The sequence below is a fragment of the Kocuria cellulosilytica genome, assembly GCF_040981245.1.
Lineage (GTDB): Bacteria > Actinomycetota > Actinomycetes > Actinomycetales > Micrococcaceae > Kocuria > Kocuria cellulosilytica.
This window is the reverse complement of sequence record NZ_JAVFWZ010000006.1, coordinates 216286-235840: the sequence shown is the minus strand read 5'-3', so window position 1 is coordinate 235840 and position 19555 is coordinate 216286. Positions and strand designations below refer to the sequence as shown.

Sequence of the window (19555 nt, the reverse complement as noted above, 5' to 3'; positions counted from 1 at the left end):
CATCGCCCGAGATCTCTACCGGCTGCTGGAGCACCAACCCAACCCGGCTTGACGGACGATAGGAGCGTCCCTCGGGTGCGGGATCCGGCCGGATGATCCAGCCCGAGCCCCGTGTCGGGGACCCGGTCCGGAAACCCCGCCGGGGCACCGTGGCCGAGGGCGGACACGGGGACGGGGGCCGGTGCACGGGCGGAATCGATCGTGATGCAAACGTGAGGTCACGTCCGCAAACCGCGTGCCTAGCGTGGAAGGACCAGCACCGGACGGCCCCCGCAGCCGGGCCCGAACAGGAGGTTCCCATGACCCGCAGCACCCGCACCGCCCTGGGCACCCTGAGTGCCGCCGCCCTTGCCTTCACGCTCACCGGCGGACCGGCCATCGCGGCAGCACCGCACCCCGCGGAGTTCACGCCCCGGCCGGGGCCCACCGTTTCCGCCCCGGCGCAGGACGGGCAGGAACAGGGGGTGCAGGTCGTCGAGGCGGTGGATCTGCCCCTGGAGGTCACCCAGGCGGCCGACGGGTCGCTCGTGGTGACCCACCCCGCGGCTCTGAGCGAGGCCTCGAAGCAGGAGGTCAGCCACAGCCTGCCGGGAGGCGGGAGCGCCATGGCCGTCACCGACGGGAGCCGGGCCGTGATCCCCCTCGAGGGCGACGGCACCTACGAGATCCGCTACCTGGACACCGACTACAGCCGGCTCGCCATCCTGGGCATCGGCGCGGCGACAGCGGTCGTGGAGGACGGCCGGCTCGTCGAGGTCATGACGCCTTCCTATCCTCGCGGACAGGAGGTCGCGCTGTGGCAGGCCGGCCGCGCCGGGGTGCGGATCGCCGTGCCGGCGGAGACGGTCGACGAGGTCTACTGGACGCTGGCCCGGGACGGCGTCCCGGTCCGGCTCAACACCGACCACCGGCCGGTGACCGTGGTGCGCGAGCTGGCGGACGGGAACTACTCGCTCCAGGCGACCACCAGCGACCAGCCGGGTCCGCTGACGGCCACCACCATCACCTTCACGGTGGAGGACGGCTGGATCGTCCCCTGAGCCACCACGAGCCTCCCGGCTACGATCACCCGCCCGCGCCCCACCCGGAGTCCCGCGCCCTGGCCCTGCTCTCGGGCTCCGGGATGGGTCCGGTCCTGGAGCGCGCGCTGGCCCCTGCCGGGCTGTCCGTGCTCCGGTGGACCCGGCGGCGGGTCCACCACCGCCCCGGCGCGGGGGTCACCGCGGTCTTCGACGTCGTGGCCCTGGACGGCGAGCAGCACACCGCCGAGGTGGTCTGCGTGAGCACCGCCTCCCCGCCCGCCGGCACGCCACCGGGAACGGTGCGCAGCCGGCACGCCGGCGTGGAGCTCGTCGCGTGGCGGCACCCGCACGACCCGTGGCTGCCCGGCCTGCCCTGGGCGTCCTCCCCCGAGGCCGTGGGCCGGGAGGTGTTCGCCTCCGCCGCGCCCGCCGAGCTCACGGAGGTCTCCTACCGGCCCACCCGCCGGGCGGTGCTGCGGGTCTGCCACGAGTCGCAGGTGCGCTACCTCAAGGTGCTGCGGCAGGGCAGGGCCGCGGCCCTGCACGCCCGGCACCGGATGCTCCTCGAGGCGGGCCTGCCCGTACCCGCGCCCGAGGGCGAGCCGGTCCAGGACGTCGTGGTGCTCCGGCAGCTGCCCGGCGCGCCGCTGGCCGCGTCCGTGCGGGCGGACGGCGCCGCCGCACTGCGTCCCGAGCACGTGCTCGCGCTGCTCGACGCCCTGCCCGCCACCGCCCTCGAGCTGCCCTCCCGCCCGTCCTGGACGGACCGGATCCTGGCCTACGGGCACGCGGCCGCGGTGGCCCTGCCCGAGGAGCGCGCGCGCATCGAGCGCCTCGCCGCGGCGATCGACCGCGCCCGCCGGGACACGGACCCCGGTCCCACGGTGCCCGCGCACGGGGACCTCTACGAGGCCAACCTGCTCGTGGACCCGGACGCCTGCGGGGAGTTCGGTCCGCTGACGGGGCTGCTGGACGTCGACGCCGTGGGCCCCGGCCACCGCGTGGACGACCTCGCCTGCCTGGTCGCCCACCTGGCGGTCCTGCCGACGGTGCACGACCGCTACACGCACGCACCGGCCCTCGTGGAACGCCTGCTCGCCGGCTTCGACGAGGTCGTGGATCCCGCCGCGCTGCGGGTGCGCTGCGCCGGGGTGGCCCTGTCCCTGGTGGCCGGCGCCCGCCGCTCGGGCGGTCCGCCGCACCGGGCCCGGCGGCGCCTGGAGGTCGCGGAGCGGCTCCTCGCGGCCATCGGCTGACGAGCCGATCCTGACCATCACGAACGAGGAATCGGTGTGGCAAACCCGCTCCGACCAGCGCGAACGTAGGCTGGGTCACATGAAACCATCTCCGCAACGACATCGTCCTCTGCTGCTGGGACCAACCGCTGTGGCCGTCCTGGTGCTGAGCGGGTGCTCCGTCCCCAGCGACTCCACCGGTGAGGCAGCCGACAGCGCCCAGGCGTCGCCGACCGACGACGCGCCCATCGCACGGTCGCCCGTCTTCGACGGCGACCACGACGCCTACCGGACCAGGCCGGACCTGGAGGAGTTCGGCGCCGAGATCACCCCGGGACCGGCTGCCGACGAGGCCTACGAGGGCGTGATCGTGCTCTCCCCGAGGAACACGGAAGCCGAGGAGCAGTCCATCGCCAACGCCGTCCTGGACGGGAACGGCGATCCGCTGTGGCTGCAGGGCTTCGACGACATCGACGACGCCAACGACTACGTCCACAACGCCCTGGTGCAGACCTACGACGGCGAGCCGGTGCTGACCTGGTGGGAGGGCAGCGACCAGAAGGGCCACGGGTACGGCGAGGTCGTGATGGTCGACTCGTCTTATCAGGAGGTCCGCCGGGTGTCCGCCGCCGGTGGTCTGGCCGTGGAAGGGCCCGACTTCCACGAGTTCCGCATCACCGATCAGGACACCATGCTGTGGGTGGCCTACGTTCCCACCCGGGCCGATCTCAGCGGCATCGGGGGACCGCAGGACGGATGGGTCCTGGACGGGGTGGTGCAGGAGGTCGACATCGCCAGCGGTGACGTGCTGTTCGAGTGGAGTGCCCTGGACCACGTCCCGGTCTCGGCCACCCTCCAGACCTCCGTCACGGAGCAGACGTGGGACGAAGCCCTGGGCACCGAGGAGAACCCGCTCGACTACTTCCACATCAACTCGGCCCAGATCGACGACGACGGATCGCTGCTGGTCTCGGGCCGCAACACCCACGCCGTCTACAACATCGATGTCGAGACCGGCGAGGTGAACTGGACCCTCGGCGGCACGGACAGCGATTTCGAGCTGTCCGAGGAGGCCTACTTCTCCTGGCAGCACGACGCCCAGCGCGACGAGGACGGCACCATCCGGATCTTCGACAACGCGGCCACACCGGCCTACCGCGAGAACTCGCGGGTGCTGTGGCTCGAGCTCGACGAGGACGCCGGGACGGCCGGCATCGCACGGCAGCTCGACCCGCCCGAGCCGCGGCTGTCCGACTACATGGCCAATGCATCCCGGCTCGACAACGGCAACCTGCTCGTCGGATGGGGGTGGGAGCACTACTACACCGAATACACCCCGGACGGTGAGGTCGTCTACGACGCAGCCACCGCCCCCTTCGACAGCTACCGGGCCTACGCCGCGCAGTGGACGGGGACCCCGGCCGAACCACCCGCTCTCGTCGTCGACGGCGACAGCGCCTACGTCAGCTGGAACGGCGCGACGGAGGTCGCGCAATGGCGGCTGCTGGCCGGTGACGACGAGGCCGGCGCCGCGGAGCACGCGGTCGTGGACAAGGACGGCTTCGAGACCCGGATCCCGGCACCGCCCGCAGCACCGTACCTCGCGGTGGAGGCCCTCGACGCCTCCGGCGAGGTGCTCGGCGCGAGCTTCGTGCACGCCGAATAGCCCGGTCGCCCGGCGCCGTCATCGGGCACGCAACGGATCGTGCGGCACGTGCGCGTGGAGGCGCACCAGGCGCCGGCGGGCGGTGGCTGGACCCGCCACCGCCCGCCGTCGTCGTCGTTCCGTCCTGCCCTACTCCTCGGCGTCCTCCAGACGGTAGGCGTCGGAGAAGTCCAGCTCCCAGACCGCTCCGCCGCCGACGGCGCCGAACGGGTTCTGCGGGCCCGCCGCGATGCCCTCGGCGGTGGCCACGCTGTTCACCGAGGCGTAGACCTCGCCGTGCCGGCCGGTCGCCAGGCCCGCCGGGAGCGGGACGTCGATCGCGTACCGGGCGGCGTCCTCGTGGTGCCGGTGCAGCACCACCACCTGGCCGGGCACCTTCCCCGGCGTGGACGGCGCCTCGTCCGCCGGGGTCTTCCCCGGAGGCATCGGCGGGGTCGGCCCGAACAGCTGCGAGACGTACAGGTGGCCGCGGTCCACGGCCACGCCGGTCACCGCGGTGAAGCCGTCCCAGCGCTGCAGCTCGGTGCCGTCCGCGGAGAACTGCACGACCGAGGCCTCACCCGGCCGGACCGACCCCAGACCGCCCACGTAGACGTTGCCGTGCCGGTCCGCGGTCAGGGACGTCGGCACGAACTCGGCCGGGCCCTCGGGGTCGTCCGTCCCGTCCGGCAGCACGGTGGTCGGCCACGTGGCCCACGCGGTGATCTCGTACTCCGGCGGCGAGTCCTCCGTGGCGGTGGCGAAGTCCGGTTCGACCTTCCACACGGTGTTGGCCCCGGCGTCGGCCACGAGCGCGTAGCCGTCCGGGGACACCTCGTCGTCCTCGTCCACGTACAGGATCGCGTACGGGTTCGAGTCGACCTGCGCGCCGTCCGGGTTGAGCTCCTCCTCGGCCGCCTGAAGGTCGGCGTAGGAGACGAGGTACTTCTCCCCGTTCTCCTCGGTGCCGGCCACGAACATCGCCCCGCCGCGGGCCTCGAACACCGAGAGGTCGATCCGCTCGGGGTCGTAGCCCGTCATGATGTACTGCCCCGCCACGTCGGTGGCGTCCGCACCGGCGGGCGCCTCCGCGAAGCTCCCGTCCGGGGCCGCCACGGACAGCAGCCCCTCCACGACGGTCGACACCGTGGGCGTGTCCCGTCCCGGGTTCTCGATCAGGGTGACGGCGCCGCTCGGCCCCGCGCACCGGGCCCCGACGCACTCCGTGCCGCCGCGGCCCGCCTCGGCCACCACGAGGGCGCCGTCCTGGTCCCGGTTGAGCTGGCGCGGGTTGTCCAGTCCGTCCGCGACCACGCGCGGCCCCGCCGGCGGGTCGTCCCCGTGCGCGAGCGCCGCGGGCAGCGGCCCCGCCAGCACCACGACTGCCGTGACCACGCCTGCTCCGAGTCTTCTTGTCATGACCCACCCCCCGGTCGGTTCCCTCCGCGCGCCCACCGCGCGCCGCCCTCAGGCTAGGACCGGCACTGCGCCCCCATCAGGAACGGTCCGCAACCGTGACCACCTCTTCACCTACGCGCGGGTACATGGCGGGGCGCCGTCACACTGGCCGGTTCCTTGACTCCGTCCCGGCCCGGGCGTGGACTCGGGGCCATGGAGACCCTGCCGGTGCCCCGCACCTCGCCCGTCCCGTTCCGCCGCCGCCTGCCGACCCTCCTGGCCCTGCTGAGCCTGCTGGTCCTCGCGCTCGCGGGCGTCCTGCTCGCCGCCCCCGCCGGTGCCGCCGAGATCCGCGGCGAGGAGAACGTGGTGGTGGCGGCCGACGAGGTCGTGGACGACGACCTGTACGTGACCGGCGGGGACGTGGTGGTCGACGGCACGGTGCGCGGCGACCTCCTGGTCGCCGGCGGGACGGTGACGGTCAACGGCACGGTCGAGGGGGACCTGATGGCCGCGGCCCAGACCGTGGTGATCGAGGGCACCGTGGGCGACGACGCCCGCGTGGCGAGCCAGGTGCTCCTCCTCGGCGAGCAGGCCCGGGTGGCCGACGACCTGGTCACGGCCGGCTTCAGCCTCGAGACGCGCCCCGGCGCCGAGATCGGCGGGGACGTCCTCCTCGGCGCCTACCAGGCCCTGCTGGCCGGCAGCGTCGACGGCGACGTGACCGCCGGGGCCGCCGCCCTGGCCCTGGCCGGCGCGATCGGCGGGGACGTGCAGGCGGACGTGGGCGCCGCCGACGAGGCCGGGGCCGCGTGGGCGCCCACGACCGGCGTCGCCGTGCCCCGGGTGGACCCGGGCCTGACCCTGACCGACGCCGCGCGCCTCGGCGGGGACCTGTCCTACCGGTCCGGGACGGAGGCCGTGATCGCCCCGGGCGCCGAGATCGCCGGCGACGTCGTCTACGACCCGGTGGTGGTCGAGGAGGAGGCCGTCGGCCCGGCCGGCCCGCTCGCGCTGCTGATCGACGGGCTGCGCCTGTTCGTCACGCTCTTCCTGGTCGGCCTGCTCGCGCTGTGGCTGATGCCCCGGGCCACGACCGGGGCGGCGGCCACGCTCCGGGCCCGGCCCTGGGTCAGCCTCGGGTGGGGCGCGCTGGCGGTCGTCGGCACGGCCGTCGCCGTGCTCGCGGTGCTCGCCGTGGCGGTCCTGCTGGCCATCGCCCTGGGCTGGCTGACCCTGGCCGGGCTGGCCGCCGCGGTCGTGGCCGCGGGCGTGGTCCTCGACCTCGTGCTGGTCCTGGGCCTGGTGCTCGCCGTGGCCCTGCTGGCACCGGTCGTGGTCGCGTACACGACGGGGTCCCTGCTGCTGCGGGACCGCGCCCCGGCGCGCTTCGGCAAGCGCGTGCTCGCCCTGGCCCTCGGCCTGCTGATCTACGTGCTGCTGCGGGCCGTGCCCTTCCTGGGTCCCGTCGTCGCCCTGCTCGTGGCGCTGTTCGGCGTGGGCGCCCTGGTGGTGTGGGCCTGGGACGCCGCCCGCCGCGGCCGGGCACGTCGGCGCGCGGACCGGGGCCACCCCGGCGCGTCCTCCGGCGATCCGCGGTACGGCGGGTCCTGGCCGGCGAGCTCAGGACCTGTGGGATCGGGGCCCGTGGGACCGGGGCAGGCCGGCTCGGGGCCCGCGGGTCCCGGGTACGGCTCCCCGGCGGGGCCGCCGCAGATGGGCCCGCCCCCGGGGCAGCCGAACCAGCGGCACACCTCCCGGGAGTCCCCGCAGGGGCCGGGGTCGCCCGAAGGACCTCGCGCGCAGGGCTCCTCGCCGGCATCGCCGCAGGGGCGCCCGCGGCCGCCGTGGTCCGGCGAGGACTCCGGGCGGGAGCTCCCCCCGGAGTCCCCGCGCTGAGCCTCAGGCCACCGGGAGCGAGAGCACCTCGAGGGCGGCCCGCAGCTTCGTGGACGACGTGTGCACCGTGTACGGGAAGTACACGACCTCCACGCCCACCGCCGCGAACTCCCGCTCGAGCCGCTCCCCCTTCGGGGTGCCGCGCCAGTCGTCGCCCTTGAAGAACACGTCGAAGCGCAGCTGCTCCCAGGTGTCCAGCTTGTCCAGCAGCACCTCGGCGTGGACCTGGTCCACGTAGCGGATGTGCTCGACGATCTCCATCCGCTCGCGCAGGGAGACCACCGGCCGGTGACCCTTGGTGATCTCGATCAGGTCGTCCGAGACGACCCCGGCGATCAGGTGGTCGCAGTGCTGCTTCGCCTGGCGCAGGATGTTCAGGTGCCCCACGTGGAACAGGTCGAACGCCCCGGCCGCGTAGCCCACGCGCGGTGCGTGCTTGTCGGTGCTCATGTCAGTCATTCCCCCCTCGGGATCCTGCCGGGGCCTCCTGTGCCCCGGCCCGGTGGACCGCCCGGACGACGCCGGAAGTCCTTCTCGGTCTGCTCGCCGCGCGCCCCGGAGGCGCGCGGCGGAAATCTGTGGGCCCGTCCGCCCGCGAACCGGAGGACGCGGGCGCACGGGCGGGTGCGGACTCAGCCGGACGGCTGACCGACCGGCTGCCCGGACGGCTGCCCGGACGGCTGCCCGGACGGCTGCCCGGACGGCTGTCCGGCCGCCGGCTCGGCCGGCCGCCCGGCGGCGTGCTCGCCCGACGGCACGGCGGTCTGCTCTCCGGACGGCTCCGGCGGGACCGGAACGGCCGCCGGCGCAGCGCGCCGGCCGGTCCGGCGGCGGTGGTGCCAGCGGGCCACGGGCTCCTCGACGAACCACCAGCAGGCGATGCCGGCGGCCGTGCCCACCAGCACGCGCAGGGCCACCCCGGCGGGCCCCGGCAGCTCGCCGAACACCGCCGTCAGCGCGTGCCCGGCCCCCAGGTGGAGCAGGTAGATGCTGTAGCTGGCCAGCCCCAGCAGCTGGATCGGCTTCCACCGCATCCCCGCCAGCACCCGGGAACCGAGCCGGCCGGTGGGCCCGTGCAGGCCCCAGAGCACCACCAGGCACGCCGCGAACGCCTGCGCCGTGTAGCGGACGGTCTCGCGGAAGAGCTCGTCCCGGATCAGCAGCGAGCCGAGGTAGAGCAGCACGGCCAGCACCAGGACCCGGTCCCGGCCCCACCACGCCGGGACGCCGGCCGCGCCCTCCCGGGTGGCCCGGGCGTACCAGATCGCGGCGAGCACCCCGATCGCGATGGCCTCGAGCCGGGTGTCGGTGCCGAAGTAGATCCGGTCCGCGCTCGCCCCGCCCAGGTGCAGGGCCACCCGCGCGCCCGCGGAGGCGAGCGCGGCGATCCCCGCCAGCACGGCCAGCGCGGTGGCCGGCCGGCGCCGGCCCACCAGCAGCAGCCAGATCAGCGCGAACGCCACGTAGAACTGCTCCTCGATGGACAGGCTCCACACCACGATCGAGCCGGGCAGCACGTCCACCTGGGAGTCCGTGTAGCGCCAATTGAAGAAGAAGAAGACCTGACCCAGGACGTCCCCGAGGTTCACCGGCCGCACCAGCCACGCGTACACGGCGGTGGGCAGCACCAGGGCCACGAGCAGCGGCGGAGCCAGCTTCAGGGCCCGCCGGCGGTAGAACCCCGCGATGTCGAAGCCCCCGCTGCGCCGGTGCTCCTTGAGCACCAGGTGCGTGATGATGAACCCGGAGATGACGAAGAAGATCGTCACCCCGCTGCCGCCCGGCACCAGCTCCAGGCCGGCGTGCGCGAGCACCACGAGCATCACCGCGGCGGCCCGCATCGCGTCCAGGTGCGCGAACTGCCGCACGGGCAGCTGCGCCCTCCGACGCCGGCGCGCCCCTGCTGGTACCGGTACTGGTGTCTCCCCCGCCACAACGTCCCCCTGCGTTCGCCGGACGCCGCGCTCCCCCGAGCCGCGGCCGTCCCGTGCTGCGTCCGGACTCCCCATTTGCTTCGGGAAATTCCGGTGATCGCCTCACCCTACTGCGGAGAAACCTGCGTTTGCATCCGAAAAGGAGGGTCAGAAAAGGGGACACCGAAATCCGTTCCCGATCGTTAACACCGGGGTTAGACTCCATGCGATCCAATGAATCCGGACGGGGGGTCGTCCGGGTGGCCGCGGGGGTCCCTCGACCCACAACCCGCGGCGGATCACCGCGGCGCCGGCCATTCGGCGCCGGAAGTTCAGATCTGGGGGGAGCTGACATGATCCTTGACCTGTCGTGCACATCGAGCACTCGAGGTCCCACTGTCCGTACTGCGCACCGGCTGCTCGGCGGGCTCGTGCTCGCCGGTCTGCTGGCCGGCTGCGGCGCCGCCGGCGACGACCCGGCGGCGGAGGCCCTCGAGGCCAACACCGTGGTGGAGCTGGAGACGCCGCAGGAGGTCAGCGCCAAGGACCTGCCCTCGGCGGAGCCCGTGGCCGCCGACGCGCCGGAGGTCGAGCAGATCGAGGCGGCGCTCGAGGCCCACGAGGCCTTCGTCCCCTCGGACGAGCCGGCCCCGGAGGACCCGGGCAACCCGCAGTCCGCCGCCGAGCTGGACGCCGGTCAGGAGCCCGCCGAGCTGGACCCGGCCGCCGTCGCGGTGGCCGAGGAGTCCGCCACCGGTGCCGCGCTCCAGGAGATCCTCGCGTCCCTGGCCGAGTTCGAGCACCAGGGCTGGGAGCAGCGCGGGGCGCCCGTCGTCGTCGGCGAGCCCGTCTCCGCCCCGCTGCCCACGGACGACGGCGAGGCCGTGCGCGTGACGGTCTGCCTGGACTCCTCCGAGGTCACCGTGGTGGACCGTGACGGCGTGGTCGTCAGCGGCAAGCAGAAGGGCCGGAAGGCCCTGCACAACTACGACCTCTTCCGCCAACCGGGTGAGTCCTGGCAAGTCGTCCAGCACGGCTTCCCCGACGACCCGACCTGCTGACCCGACCGCACGAACCTGTTGAGGAACCACACCATGGGAAACACGAACACCCCGCCCCGGGCGGACCGGGCCCGGCGCCGGGCCCGCACGGCCCGCACCAGGGCGAGCCTGAGCATCGGCACCGTCCTGGCCGTCGCCACGACGCTGCTGACGTTCGCCCCGTCGGGCGCCGCCGAGGCGCCGCCCGTCGACGGCAAGACCGCGGCCTCGGCCGCGGCGTCCTGCTGGGAGATCAAGCAGAAGGACCCGAAGTCGGCCTCCGGCGTCTACTGGCTGGTGACCCCGGCGATGACCGCACCCGAGCAGTTCTACTGCGACCAGGTGACCGACGGCGGCGGCTGGGTCCTCGTGGGCCGCGGCCGCAACGACTGGAAGGAGTACTACCAGGGCGTGGGCACGCCCAAGGACGTCTCCTCCACGGTCACGGGCACCGCGGCCTTCGCGCCCAAGCAGCTGTCCTCGGAGACGGTCGACGACCTCCTGAACGGGCAGCGTCCCGACTCCCTCGACGACGGCATCCGGCTGCGCCGGGCCCGGGACGCCGCGGGCACCACCTGGCAGGAGGGGCGGATGAAGATCTCCGCCAAGCCGTACTGGAACTGGGCCTTCGGCTCCCGCACCCCGGTGACCTCCTACTCGTTCACCTACGGCGGGAGCGTGGCCTCCGGGACCAGCGGCACCACCAACGACATCGGCACCACCGGCACAGCCCGCATGCGCTTCGAGGACACCGCCGAGACCAGCTGGCAGCGCGGCTTCCGATACGGCGACGAGATGGCCGGCAGCAACACGTCGACCACCTACCTGTGGTCGCCGGCCACGGGCGGCAAGGGCGCCATGCCCTTCACCCAGGTGTACCTGCGGCCCAAGGTCGACCAGAAGTCCTTCAGCGGCAAGGAGATCCCGGACTCCGGGACCGCCGCGATCGCCCAGCGGGCCCTGCCCAACAGCGGCGCCGAGCCCACCAAGTGGGGGGCCGTGGAGCGCGCCGACGGTCAGGGCGAGGAGATGAACACCGAGGTGCAGGCCCTCGAGCAGATCGGGAGCACGGTCTTCACCGGCGGCAACTTCAAGGCCATGCAGCGCAACGCGGCCGGCACCGGGCGGGTGGCCCAGTCCTACCTCGCGGCCTTCGACGTCAACACCGGTGAGCTGCGCACCGACTTCCGCCCCGTCTTCGACGGCCAGGTCAAGGCCCTCGCGGAGCTGCCGAACAACCGGCTCGCGGTGGGCGGGCGCTTCAGCACGGTCAACGGCGTGAGCTCCCCCGGCTTCGTGGTGCTCGACGCCACGACCGGCAAGGTGGACACCGCCTGGAACCTCAAGGTGGAGAACCTCCTCACCAACGGCGTCCTGCAGGTGCGCACCCTCGACGTGCAGGGCGACTGGCTCTACCTGGGCGGCGCCTTCACCCACCTCAGCGGCGGTCAGGAGACCGGCCGCGTCTACGCCCGCGCCGGCGCCCGCGTGAAGATCTCCACGCGCACCCCGGACACCTCCTGGAACCCCGAGTTCAACGGCACGGTGACCAGCATCGACGCCTCTACGAAGGGCGACCGGCTCTACGCGGCCGGCTACTTCAACCAGTCCCAGGACGCCTCGGCGTTCCGGCTCGCGTCCGTGCGGACCACCGCCGGCGCCCCTCTGGACACCTGGACCTGGGACCCGTCCATCCCGGTGGACTACGCCAACCCGGGTCAGGACGGCTTCCAGCTCGCCGTGCGAGAGCAGGGGAACACGGTGTGGGCCGGTGGCGCCGAGCACTCGATGTTCGGCTTCGACCGCTCCACCTTCCAGCGCACCTCCACGGGCATCACCACCGCCGGTGGCGACATCCAGGCGATCACCTCGACCGACAGCACGGTCTTCGGGGCGTGCCACTGCTTCAACTGGTTCAACGCCGGCGCCACGAAGTGGACCCGGCTCTCGACCCAGCCGACCACGGTGGCCGACCGGATCAACGCGATCGGCGCCTGGGACGCCGGCAGCGGACGCTTCATCCCCGGCTTCAACCCCGAGATCAAGGGCTTCGGCGGCTGGGGCATCTGGGCCACGCTGATGGACAGCAACGGGGTCCTGTGGACCGGCGGCGACGTCAACCGCAGCGTCTCCTCCACCGGCTCCCCGCAGTGGTCCGGCGGCTTCCTCCGCTTCGCCCCGCGGGACGCCAAGGCCCCGGCCGCGCCCACGGGCCTGAAGGTCGGCCTCGACGGGACCTCCGACGCCCTCACCTGGACGGCGGCCCCCGAGTCCGGGGTGACCTACCAGGTGCTGCGCAACGACCGGCCGGTCGGCACCGCCACGGGCACCAGCCTGAAGGTCCCGCACGTGGACGGCGCCCGGTACGCGGTGCGCGCGGCGGACGCCGCGGGCAACGTCTCCGCCTCCACCCCGGTGGTGCCGGCGGGCACGGAGCCGGCCCCCGAGCCGCAGCCCGAGCCCGAGCCCGGCACCAGCACCCTGATCGCCGCGGGCGCCACGTGGAAGTACCACCACAGCCGTGACGTCTCGCCCGGTGCGGACTGGACGTCCACCGGCTTCGACGACTCCGCGTGGAAGCAGGGCTCGGCCGTGCTCGGCTGGGGCGACTCCTCGGTGAAGACCACGCTGGTGGCCGACGGCACCCGCCCGATCGTCACCCAGTTCCGCCGGACCGTGGACGTGGCCGACGCCACGAAGGTCGCGAAGCTGACCCTCACGACCCGCGCCGACGACGGGGTGGTCCTCTTCGTCAACGGCAAGGAAGTGGTCCGCTCCAACGTCACCGACGGCTCCCTCACCGACGACCCGTACGCCACAGCCCCGCGCCGGACCGCCACCGCGGTGGCCGAGCCGGTCGTGGTCGAGGTGCCCGGATCGGCGCTGAAGACCGGCAAGAACGTGATCTCCGCCCAGATGCACTCCAACTGGACGAACACCACCGACGCCAGCTTCGACCTCACCGCCGTGGCCACCGCCGGCACGCAGCCGGCGCCGCCCGCCGAGGAGGAGCCGCCCGCAGAGGAGCCACCGGCCGAGGAACCGGCCGGTCCCGATGCGCTCGTGGCCGCCGGCGCCGAGTGGCGCTACCACCACGACCGGGCGAACCCCCCGGCCGCGGACTGGGCCGGCACCGAGTTCGACGACACCTCGTGGCAGAAGGGCTCGGCCGTGCTCGGCTGGGGCAGCGACCAGGTGAGGACCACTCTCGTGGCCGACGGCACCCGTCCGCTGGTGAGCTACTTCCGCCGCACCGTGGACGTCGCCGACGCCTCGGCGGTGGCGAAGCTCAAGATCACCACCCGGGCCGACGACGGCATCGCCGTCCACGTCAACGGGCACGAGGTCCTGCGGTCCAACCTGGCCGAGGGCTCCCTCGAGGACCACCCGTGGGCGCTGACCCCGCGGCGGACCGCGGTCGCCGAGGCCGAGCCGGTCGTGGTCGAGGTCCCCGCGGGGATGCTCCGCGACGGCGAGAACGTCATCGCCGCGCAGATGCACTCCAACTGGACCAACACCACGGACACCAGCTTCGACCTGACCGTCGAGACCGTCGCCGGCACCCAGCCGGCGCCCCCTGCGGAGGAGGAGAAGCCGCCGGCCGAGGAGCCGCAGCAGCCGGCCGATCCGGATGCGCTCGTCGCCGAGGGCGCCGCGTGGCGGTACCACCACGACCGCGAGAACCCGCCGGCCCGCGGCTGGGCGTCGACGGACTTCGACGACGCCTCCTGGAAGCAGGGCTCGGCCGTGCTCGGCTGGGGCGGCGACCAGGTGAGGACCACGCTGGTGGCCGACGGCACCCGCCCGCTTACCACCTACTTCCGCCGGTCGGTGCAGGTGGCCGATGCCTCCACGGTCGAGAAGCTGACCCTCACCACCCGGGCCGACGACGGCATCGCCGTCTACGTCAACGGGGAAGAGGTGACCCGCAGCAACCTGCCCGACGGGGTGCTGTCGTCCGGGACGTACGCGACCGCCCCGCGCCGGACCGCCACCGCGGTGGCCGAGCCCGTCACGGTGGAGGTCCCCGGCTGGATGCTGCGCGACGGCAAGAACGTCATCGCCGCCGAGATGCACTCCAACTGGACGAACACCACCGACGCCAGCTTCGACCTGAAGGCCGTGGTCACCGAGGGCGAGCAGCCCGAGGCGCCCGCGGTGCTGCCCGACGTCATCGCCCGCGGGGCCGAGTGGTCCTACCGGCACGAGGACTCGGCGCCGGAGGACGACTGGCAGGAGGCCGGCGCGGTCACGGGCTGGCTGAAGGGGAAGGCACCGTTCGGCTGGGGCACCCCGGTGGCCACGGAGCTGACCACGGACGGGCGCCGGCCGGTGGCCACCCAGTTCCGCAAGGAGTTCACGGTGGCGGACCCGGCGGCGCTCGGGGACCTGCAGCTCACCACCCGGGCCGACGACGGGATCGTGGTGCGGGTCAACGGCAAGGAGATCGTCCGGTCCAACATGCCGGAGGGCGACCTCGACTGGACCAGCTACACGCTGGGCGCCCGGCGCACCACCGCCGCCCTCGCCGACCCGGTCACCGCCGTGGTGCCGGCCTCGGCCCTGAAGGCAGGGGTCAACGTGGTCAGCGTCAGCATGCACCTCGACTACCGGGCGACCCCGGACGCCAGCTTCGACCTCGAGCTGGCGCCCCGCCCGGAGGACGCGGCATGAGCACCACCGCCACCACCGGCGGCGCCGGCGCCCCGCGGCGCCGGCCCACCTTCCCGGAGGCCCTGGCCGGGCTGCGCGCCGCGCAGAAGCCCGGCCAGGGGGTCCCGGCCTACACCCGGTGGGTCAACCGCCCGCTGGCCCGCTACGCCGCGGCCGAGGCGGCCGCGGCGGGGCTGACCCCCAACGGGGTGACCGCCCTCAGCGCGCTCCTCTCCGCGGCGGGACTGGCCGTGCTCGTGGCGGTCCCGCCGGCCCCGGCCACCGGCGTCGTCGTCGCCGTGCTCCTCGCGGCCGGCTACGTCCTGGACTCCGCCGACGGGCAGGTGGCCCGGCTCACGGGCACCGGCTCGCCGGCCGGGGAGTGGCTCGACCACGTGGTCGACTCGATCCGGACCCCGGCGCTGCACCTGGCCGTGGCGGCCGCCGCCCTGCTGCACCCGCGGCCGGAGGCCTTCCCGGCCGCGGCCCTGGCCGTGCTCGCCGCGCTGTTCGTGCTCGTGGAGGTCGGCCAGTTCATGAGCCAGATCCTCGCCGAGCAGCTGCGGCGCAAGGGCGGGATCGCCGGGCCGCCCTCGGGCGGGACGCTGCGCTCCTTCCTCAATCTGCCCACCGACGCGGGGGTCACCTGCTGGATCTTCCTCCTCTGGGGGATCCCCGCGCTCTTCCTGCCCGCCTACGCGATCCTGCTGGCCGCCCTCGCGGCGATCAGCGCGGTCTCGATGCGGCGCAAGTACCTGGGCCTGACCGCCCGGCCCGCCGACACCGCCCCGGGCGCCGACGCCGTCGGCGCCCTCCCGACCGACAGGAGCACCCGCCATGTCCGCTGACGTCCTCACCCCGGCCCCGGCCGCCGCCGCCGGCTTCCGCACCGAGCACCCGTCCGTGTCCGTCCTGATCGCCACCGCCGGGCGGCCGCAGATGCTGCGCGAGGCGGTCAGCGCGATCGTCGAGCAGGACTACGCCGGGCCCGTCCAGGTCGTGGTCGTCTTCGACCGCATCGAGGTGGACCCGCTCGAGGACGTCCGCGTCCCGGCCGGCGTGGAGCTGCGCACCGTGCCCAACACCCGCTCCCCCGGCCTGGTGGGCGCCCGCAACACCGGCGTCCACGCCGCCACCGGGGAGATCGTCGCCTTCTGCGACGACGACGACGTGTGGGCCCCGCACAAGCTCGCCCGGCAGGTGGCGCACTGGCACCGGCACCCGGAGGCCTCGGCGATCGCCGGCGCGATCGAGATCGTCTCCCACGAGCGCACCATCCGGCGCGTCCCGCAGGCCGTGGCCACCTTCCCCGAGCTGCTGGCCGACCGGATGATGGAGATCCACCCCTCCGCGCTGATCTGCCGCCGCGCCGACCTGTACGGGCCCGTGGGCCTCGTCGACGAGGACCTGCCCTCCTCCTACGGCGAGGACTACGACCTGCTGCTGCGCCTGGCCCGGCACGCCCCGGTGCACTCCGTGCCCGAGACCGTGCTGACCGTGCGCTGGGACCGGCCCTCCTTCTTCCGCCAGCAGTGGGGGGACATGGCCGACGCCCTGACCTACATGCTGCGCAAGTTCCCCGAGTTCGAGACCTCCGACCGGGGCACGGCCCTGATGGCGGGCCAGGTCGCCTTCGCCCACGCCGCTCGCGGCGACCGCCGGGAGGCCGTGCGGTGGGCCCGGGCCGCGCTGCGCCGGGACCGCGGGCAGCTGCGGGCCTGGGGGGCCCTGGCCGTGGCGAGCGGCGCGGTCAGCGCCGAGCGGCTGCAGAACGCCGTGTCCTTCTTCGGCCGAGGAGTGTGAGGCTGCCGTGGCCCTCCTGAGTCCCTCGGTGGTGCGGCCGGCCCCGGTCCGCCGCACCACCGCCGCCCTGCCCGCCTGGCCGCTGCTGGTCCTGTTCTGGGGGCTGCCGCTGATCTGGGCCTCCGGGGCCCTGCAGTTCGCCCCGGCGCTGCTCGCCGTGGCCATGCTCTTCCTGCTCGTGCTCCGCCGCGGCACCACGGTCCCGTGGCCGGCGTGGGTGCTCGGCGTGTTCCTGCTCTGGATGGCGGCGAGCTCGGTGCAGATCGAGGGCTTCGGCTCCTGGATGGGCTTCGCGCTGCGCTGGGTGAACATCTTCGCCGCGCTGATCTACTTCGTCTACTACTGGAACGCCCGGGAGACCCTGGACCACCGGCGGTTCCTGCGGGCCGCCGTGGTCGCGTGGGCCACGCTCGTGGGACTCGGCCTGCTGACGTTCGTGATCCCCGAGGCGCGGCTGACCACCCCGATCGGGCTGCTGCTGCCGGAGGGCATCACCTCCAACGCGCTCGTGCAGAACTTCTTCTTCCCGCCCCTCGCGGAGGTCCAGATGCCCTGGGGGGCGCCCGAGCCCTACAACCGGCCGGCCGCCCCGTTCCCGTACACCAACGGGTGGGGCTCCGGGTTCGTGCTCCTCACGCCCCTGGTGCTCGCCTACCTGACCACGGTGCGCTTCCGCGCCCGGCACCTGCTGATCGTGGCCGGGCTGCTGGCCTCGCTCGCCCCGGCCGTGGCCACGACCAACCGGGGCATGTTCCTCGGCATCGCCGTGGCGCTCGGGTACGTGATGGTCCGGATGGTCCTGCGGGGCCGGATCGGGGTCGCCCTGGCCGGGATCGCGGGCGTGGCCGCCGTCGGCGGCTGGCTCGTGGCCAGCGGCGCCGTCGAGCGGATCATGGGCCGGCAGGAGTACAGCGACAGCACGGGCACCCGCTCCGACCTGTACCGGGACACCTTCCTGGCCACCCTGGACTCGCCGCTGCTGGGCTACGGGGCGCCCCTCTACGACGAGACCGTCGGCATCGAGATGGGCACCCAGGGCTACGTCTGGACCCTGATGTTCTGCTACGGGCTCGTGGGCCTGGGCCTGTTCATGGCCTACCTGCACGGGACCACGCTGATGACCCTGAAGGTCCGCAGCACCACCGGGCTGCTCGTGCACTCCGCGCCCGTGGCCGCGTGCCTGTTCTTCACCTACTACGGCCTGGACGCGGTGCAGTTCATCCTGATCAGCCTGAGCCTGGCCGTGCTGCTGCGCTCCCGGCGCTACGGGGAGGGGCTGTGAGCCCGCAGCCGCTGGCGCGCTCGGGCTCGCTGACCTTCGTCTTCGTGGTCACCGGGGCGGGGCTGGCCTTCGCCGCCACGCTGGTGGTCTCCAACGCCTCGGGCGCGGCGGCGGCGGGGCAGTTCTTCCAGGTGGTGGCCGTGCTGGCGATCGCCACGACCCTGTCGACCTTCGGCGCCGACACCGGGCTGGTGCGGGCGGTCCCCGCCCTCACCGCCCGGGGCCAGGGCTCCGCGGTGACCGGGGTGCTGCGGATCGCGGGGCGCCCGGTGCTCGTGCTCGCCGCGGGCGTGGCCGCCACGGCGGCCGTGCTCACGGCCCTGCCGGGGGTCCTGCCCGAGGGCGTCGGCCCCGCCGTCCTGCTCGCCGCGCCCTTCCTGGTGCTCGGCGCCGTGCTCAACCTCGCCTTCGGCGCCCTGCGCGGGCTGCACCGGGTGCCGACCTTCTCCTTCCTGCAGAACGTGGTGCTGCCCTCGCTGCGGGTGCTCGGCGTCCTCGCCGTCGTCCTCGCCGGCGGAGGGCTGCTGGCCCTCACCGCCGCGTGGACGGTGCCGGTCGCCGTGGTCGCCGTGCTCGCCCTCGTGCTGCTGCGCCGGTACCTCCGAGGTCTGCGCGACGAGCCCGGGGCCGCGGCCCCGCCGGGGACGGCGGTGCAGCGGCGGGCGTTCTGGTCCTTCTCCTCCGCCCGCGGCGTGACCGCCTTCGTCGAGGCTCTGCTCGAGTGGCTCGACGTGCTGCTCGTGGCCGCGTTCCTGGGCCCCGCCGCCGCGGGCGTCTACGGCGTGGTCAACCGGTGCATCCGGGTGGGCGCCATGCTCGACCACACCGCGCGCATCGTCACGGGCCCGTCCATCAGCGCGGCACTGGCGGTCGACGACCTCGCCACCGCCCGGTCCGTGTTCACCCGCACCACCGCGGTGCTCGTGGCCGGCGCCTGGCCCTTCTACCTCACGCTGCTGCTGTTCGGGCCGGTCATCCTGTCCTTCTTCGGCGAGGGCTTCGAGTCCGGCTACCCCGCGATGCTCGTCATCGCCTCCGCCATGCTCCTGGCCGTCTCGGCCGGCGGGGTGCAGTCCCTGCTGCTGATGGCCGGGCGCAGCCGCTGGCAGCTGATGAACAAGTCCGCCGCCCTGGCCGTGGCGGTGACCCTGAACCTGTGGCTGATCCCGCAGTGGGGCCTCGTGGGGGCGGCCACGGCATGGGCGGCGTCGGTGCTCACCGACACGGGACTGGCCCTGTTCCAGTCCGTGCGGCTGCTCGGCATCGCCCCGCGCTGGTCCGTGGTGGGCGCCATCGCCGCGGCCGCCGCGGTGCTCACCGGCGGCGGCGGGCTGGCGGTCCGCGCCCTGCTCGGCTCCGGCACCACCGGACTGCTCGTGCACCTCGCGCTGACCGGTCTGCTGGTGGCCGGCGCCGCGGCGGTGCTCGTGCTCCGGGGCCGGACCGCCGTCCGGGGGACGGACGCCGAGGCGTGTGGCCCGAAGAGGCCACGCAGTTCCCGGGTCCTGCTGTGGTCCCGCTGAGTTTGCATCTGTAACATTCAAATCGATCGACATCGGATCAGGACGCCGCCGGCCGGGCTGGACTCGGCAGCGCTTCCGAGAGGCCGCGGTCGGCGATCCGCCGGGGGGCGGACGCCGGGCACGGCCGCACCGTCCGAGACGA

13 protein-coding genes are annotated in these 19555 nt (G+C 74.1%); 10 read left to right on the top strand and 3 right to left on the bottom strand.

The features are described 5' to 3' along the window. The first annotated feature begins 299 nt into the window (after positions 1 to 299). From RCG67_RS11325 to RCG67_RS11315, 3 genes are all read left to right on the top strand, one after another. Positions 300 to 1040, top strand: coding sequence for a hypothetical protein (locus RCG67_RS11325; RefSeq protein ID WP_368826311.1), 741 nt, complete (start codon positions 300 to 302; stop codon positions 1038 to 1040). An 83-nt stretch (positions 1041 to 1123) separates the two neighbouring features. Continuing rightward, positions 1124 to 2278, top strand: coding sequence for an aminoglycoside phosphotransferase/kinase family protein (locus tag RCG67_RS11320; protein WP_368826310.1), 1155 nt, complete (start codon positions 1124 to 1126; stop codon positions 2276 to 2278). Positions 2279 to 2357: 79 nt separating this feature from the next. Next, positions 2358 to 3923 (top strand): arylsulfotransferase family protein, encoded by a 1566-nt coding sequence (locus RCG67_RS11315; protein ID WP_368826308.1) that lies wholly within the window; start codon positions 2358 to 2360, stop codon positions 3921 to 3923. A gap of 129 nt (positions 3924 to 4052) precedes the next feature. Here RCG67_RS11315 and RCG67_RS11310 read toward each other — a convergent pair whose 3' ends face one another. After that, positions 4053 to 5297 carry a ScyD/ScyE family protein gene (locus RCG67_RS11310; RefSeq protein WP_368826306.1) on the bottom strand — a complete coding sequence of 415 codons (1245 nt, stop codon included), beginning with the start codon at positions 5295 to 5297 and terminating at the stop codon, positions 4053 to 4055. A gap of 216 nt (positions 5298 to 5513) precedes the next feature. On the opposite strand from RCG67_RS11310, the gene RCG67_RS11305 reads away from it, so the two are divergent. Further along, positions 5514 to 7199: a bactofilin family protein gene (locus RCG67_RS11305; RefSeq protein WP_368826304.1), complete on the top strand. Its 1686-nt coding sequence runs from the start codon at positions 5514 to 5516 to the stop codon at positions 7197 to 7199. A 3-nt stretch (positions 7200 to 7202) separates the two neighbouring features. Here the strand turns inward: RCG67_RS11305 and RCG67_RS11300 are convergent, their stop codons facing one another. Together RCG67_RS11300 and RCG67_RS11295 are read right to left on the bottom strand one after the other, a co-directional pair. Beyond that, on the bottom strand, positions 7203 to 7649 hold the full coding sequence (locus tag RCG67_RS11300) for an FAD synthase family protein (RefSeq protein WP_368826302.1): 447 nt from the start codon (positions 7647 to 7649) through the stop codon (positions 7203 to 7205). A 182-nt stretch (positions 7650 to 7831) separates the two neighbouring features. Then, positions 7832 to 9067 (bottom strand): acyltransferase family protein, encoded by a 1236-nt coding sequence (locus tag RCG67_RS11295; RefSeq protein WP_368826300.1) that lies wholly within the window; start codon positions 9065 to 9067, stop codon positions 7832 to 7834. A gap of 398 nt (positions 9068 to 9465) precedes the next feature. Here RCG67_RS11295 and RCG67_RS11290 point away from each other — a divergent pair, with 398 nt between their 5' ends. The 6 genes from RCG67_RS11290 to RCG67_RS11265 are packed head-to-tail and all read left to right on the top strand — an operon-like array spanning position 9466 to position 19413. Then, positions 9466 to 10173: a hypothetical protein gene (locus tag RCG67_RS11290; RefSeq protein ID WP_368826298.1), complete on the top strand. Its 708-nt coding sequence runs from the start codon at positions 9466 to 9468 to the stop codon at positions 10171 to 10173. Positions 10174 to 10206: 33 nt separating this feature from the next. Next, the gene (locus RCG67_RS11285; RefSeq protein WP_368826296.1) at positions 10207 to 14826 is read left to right on the top strand and encodes a fibrinogen-like YCDxxxxGGGW domain-containing protein; all 4620 of its coding nucleotides are present in this window, start codon (positions 10207 to 10209) and stop codon (positions 14824 to 14826) included. Then, a complete protein-coding gene (locus tag RCG67_RS11280) occupies positions 14823 to 15653 on the top strand; it encodes a CDP-alcohol phosphatidyltransferase family protein (protein ID WP_368826294.1) in 831 nt (276 codons plus the stop codon). The genes RCG67_RS11285 and RCG67_RS11280 overlap by 4 nt, the downstream gene beginning before the upstream one ends. After that, on the top strand, positions 15643 to 16608 hold the full coding sequence (locus RCG67_RS11275) for a glycosyltransferase family 2 protein (protein ID WP_368826293.1): 966 nt from the start codon (positions 15643 to 15645) through the stop codon (positions 16606 to 16608). The genes RCG67_RS11280 and RCG67_RS11275 overlap by 11 nt, the downstream gene beginning before the upstream one ends. Before the next feature lie 7 nt (positions 16609 to 16615). Beyond that, on the top strand, positions 16616 to 17890 hold the full coding sequence (locus tag RCG67_RS11270; RefSeq protein WP_368826291.1) for an O-antigen ligase family protein: 1275 nt from the start codon (positions 16616 to 16618) through the stop codon (positions 17888 to 17890). After that, positions 17887 to 19413 carry a lipopolysaccharide biosynthesis protein gene (locus RCG67_RS11265; RefSeq protein WP_368826289.1) on the top strand — a complete coding sequence of 509 codons (1527 nt, stop codon included), beginning with the start codon at positions 17887 to 17889 and terminating at the stop codon, positions 19411 to 19413. The genes RCG67_RS11270 and RCG67_RS11265 overlap by 4 nt, the downstream gene beginning before the upstream one ends. The last annotated feature ends 142 nt before the right edge of the window (positions 19414 to 19555 follow it).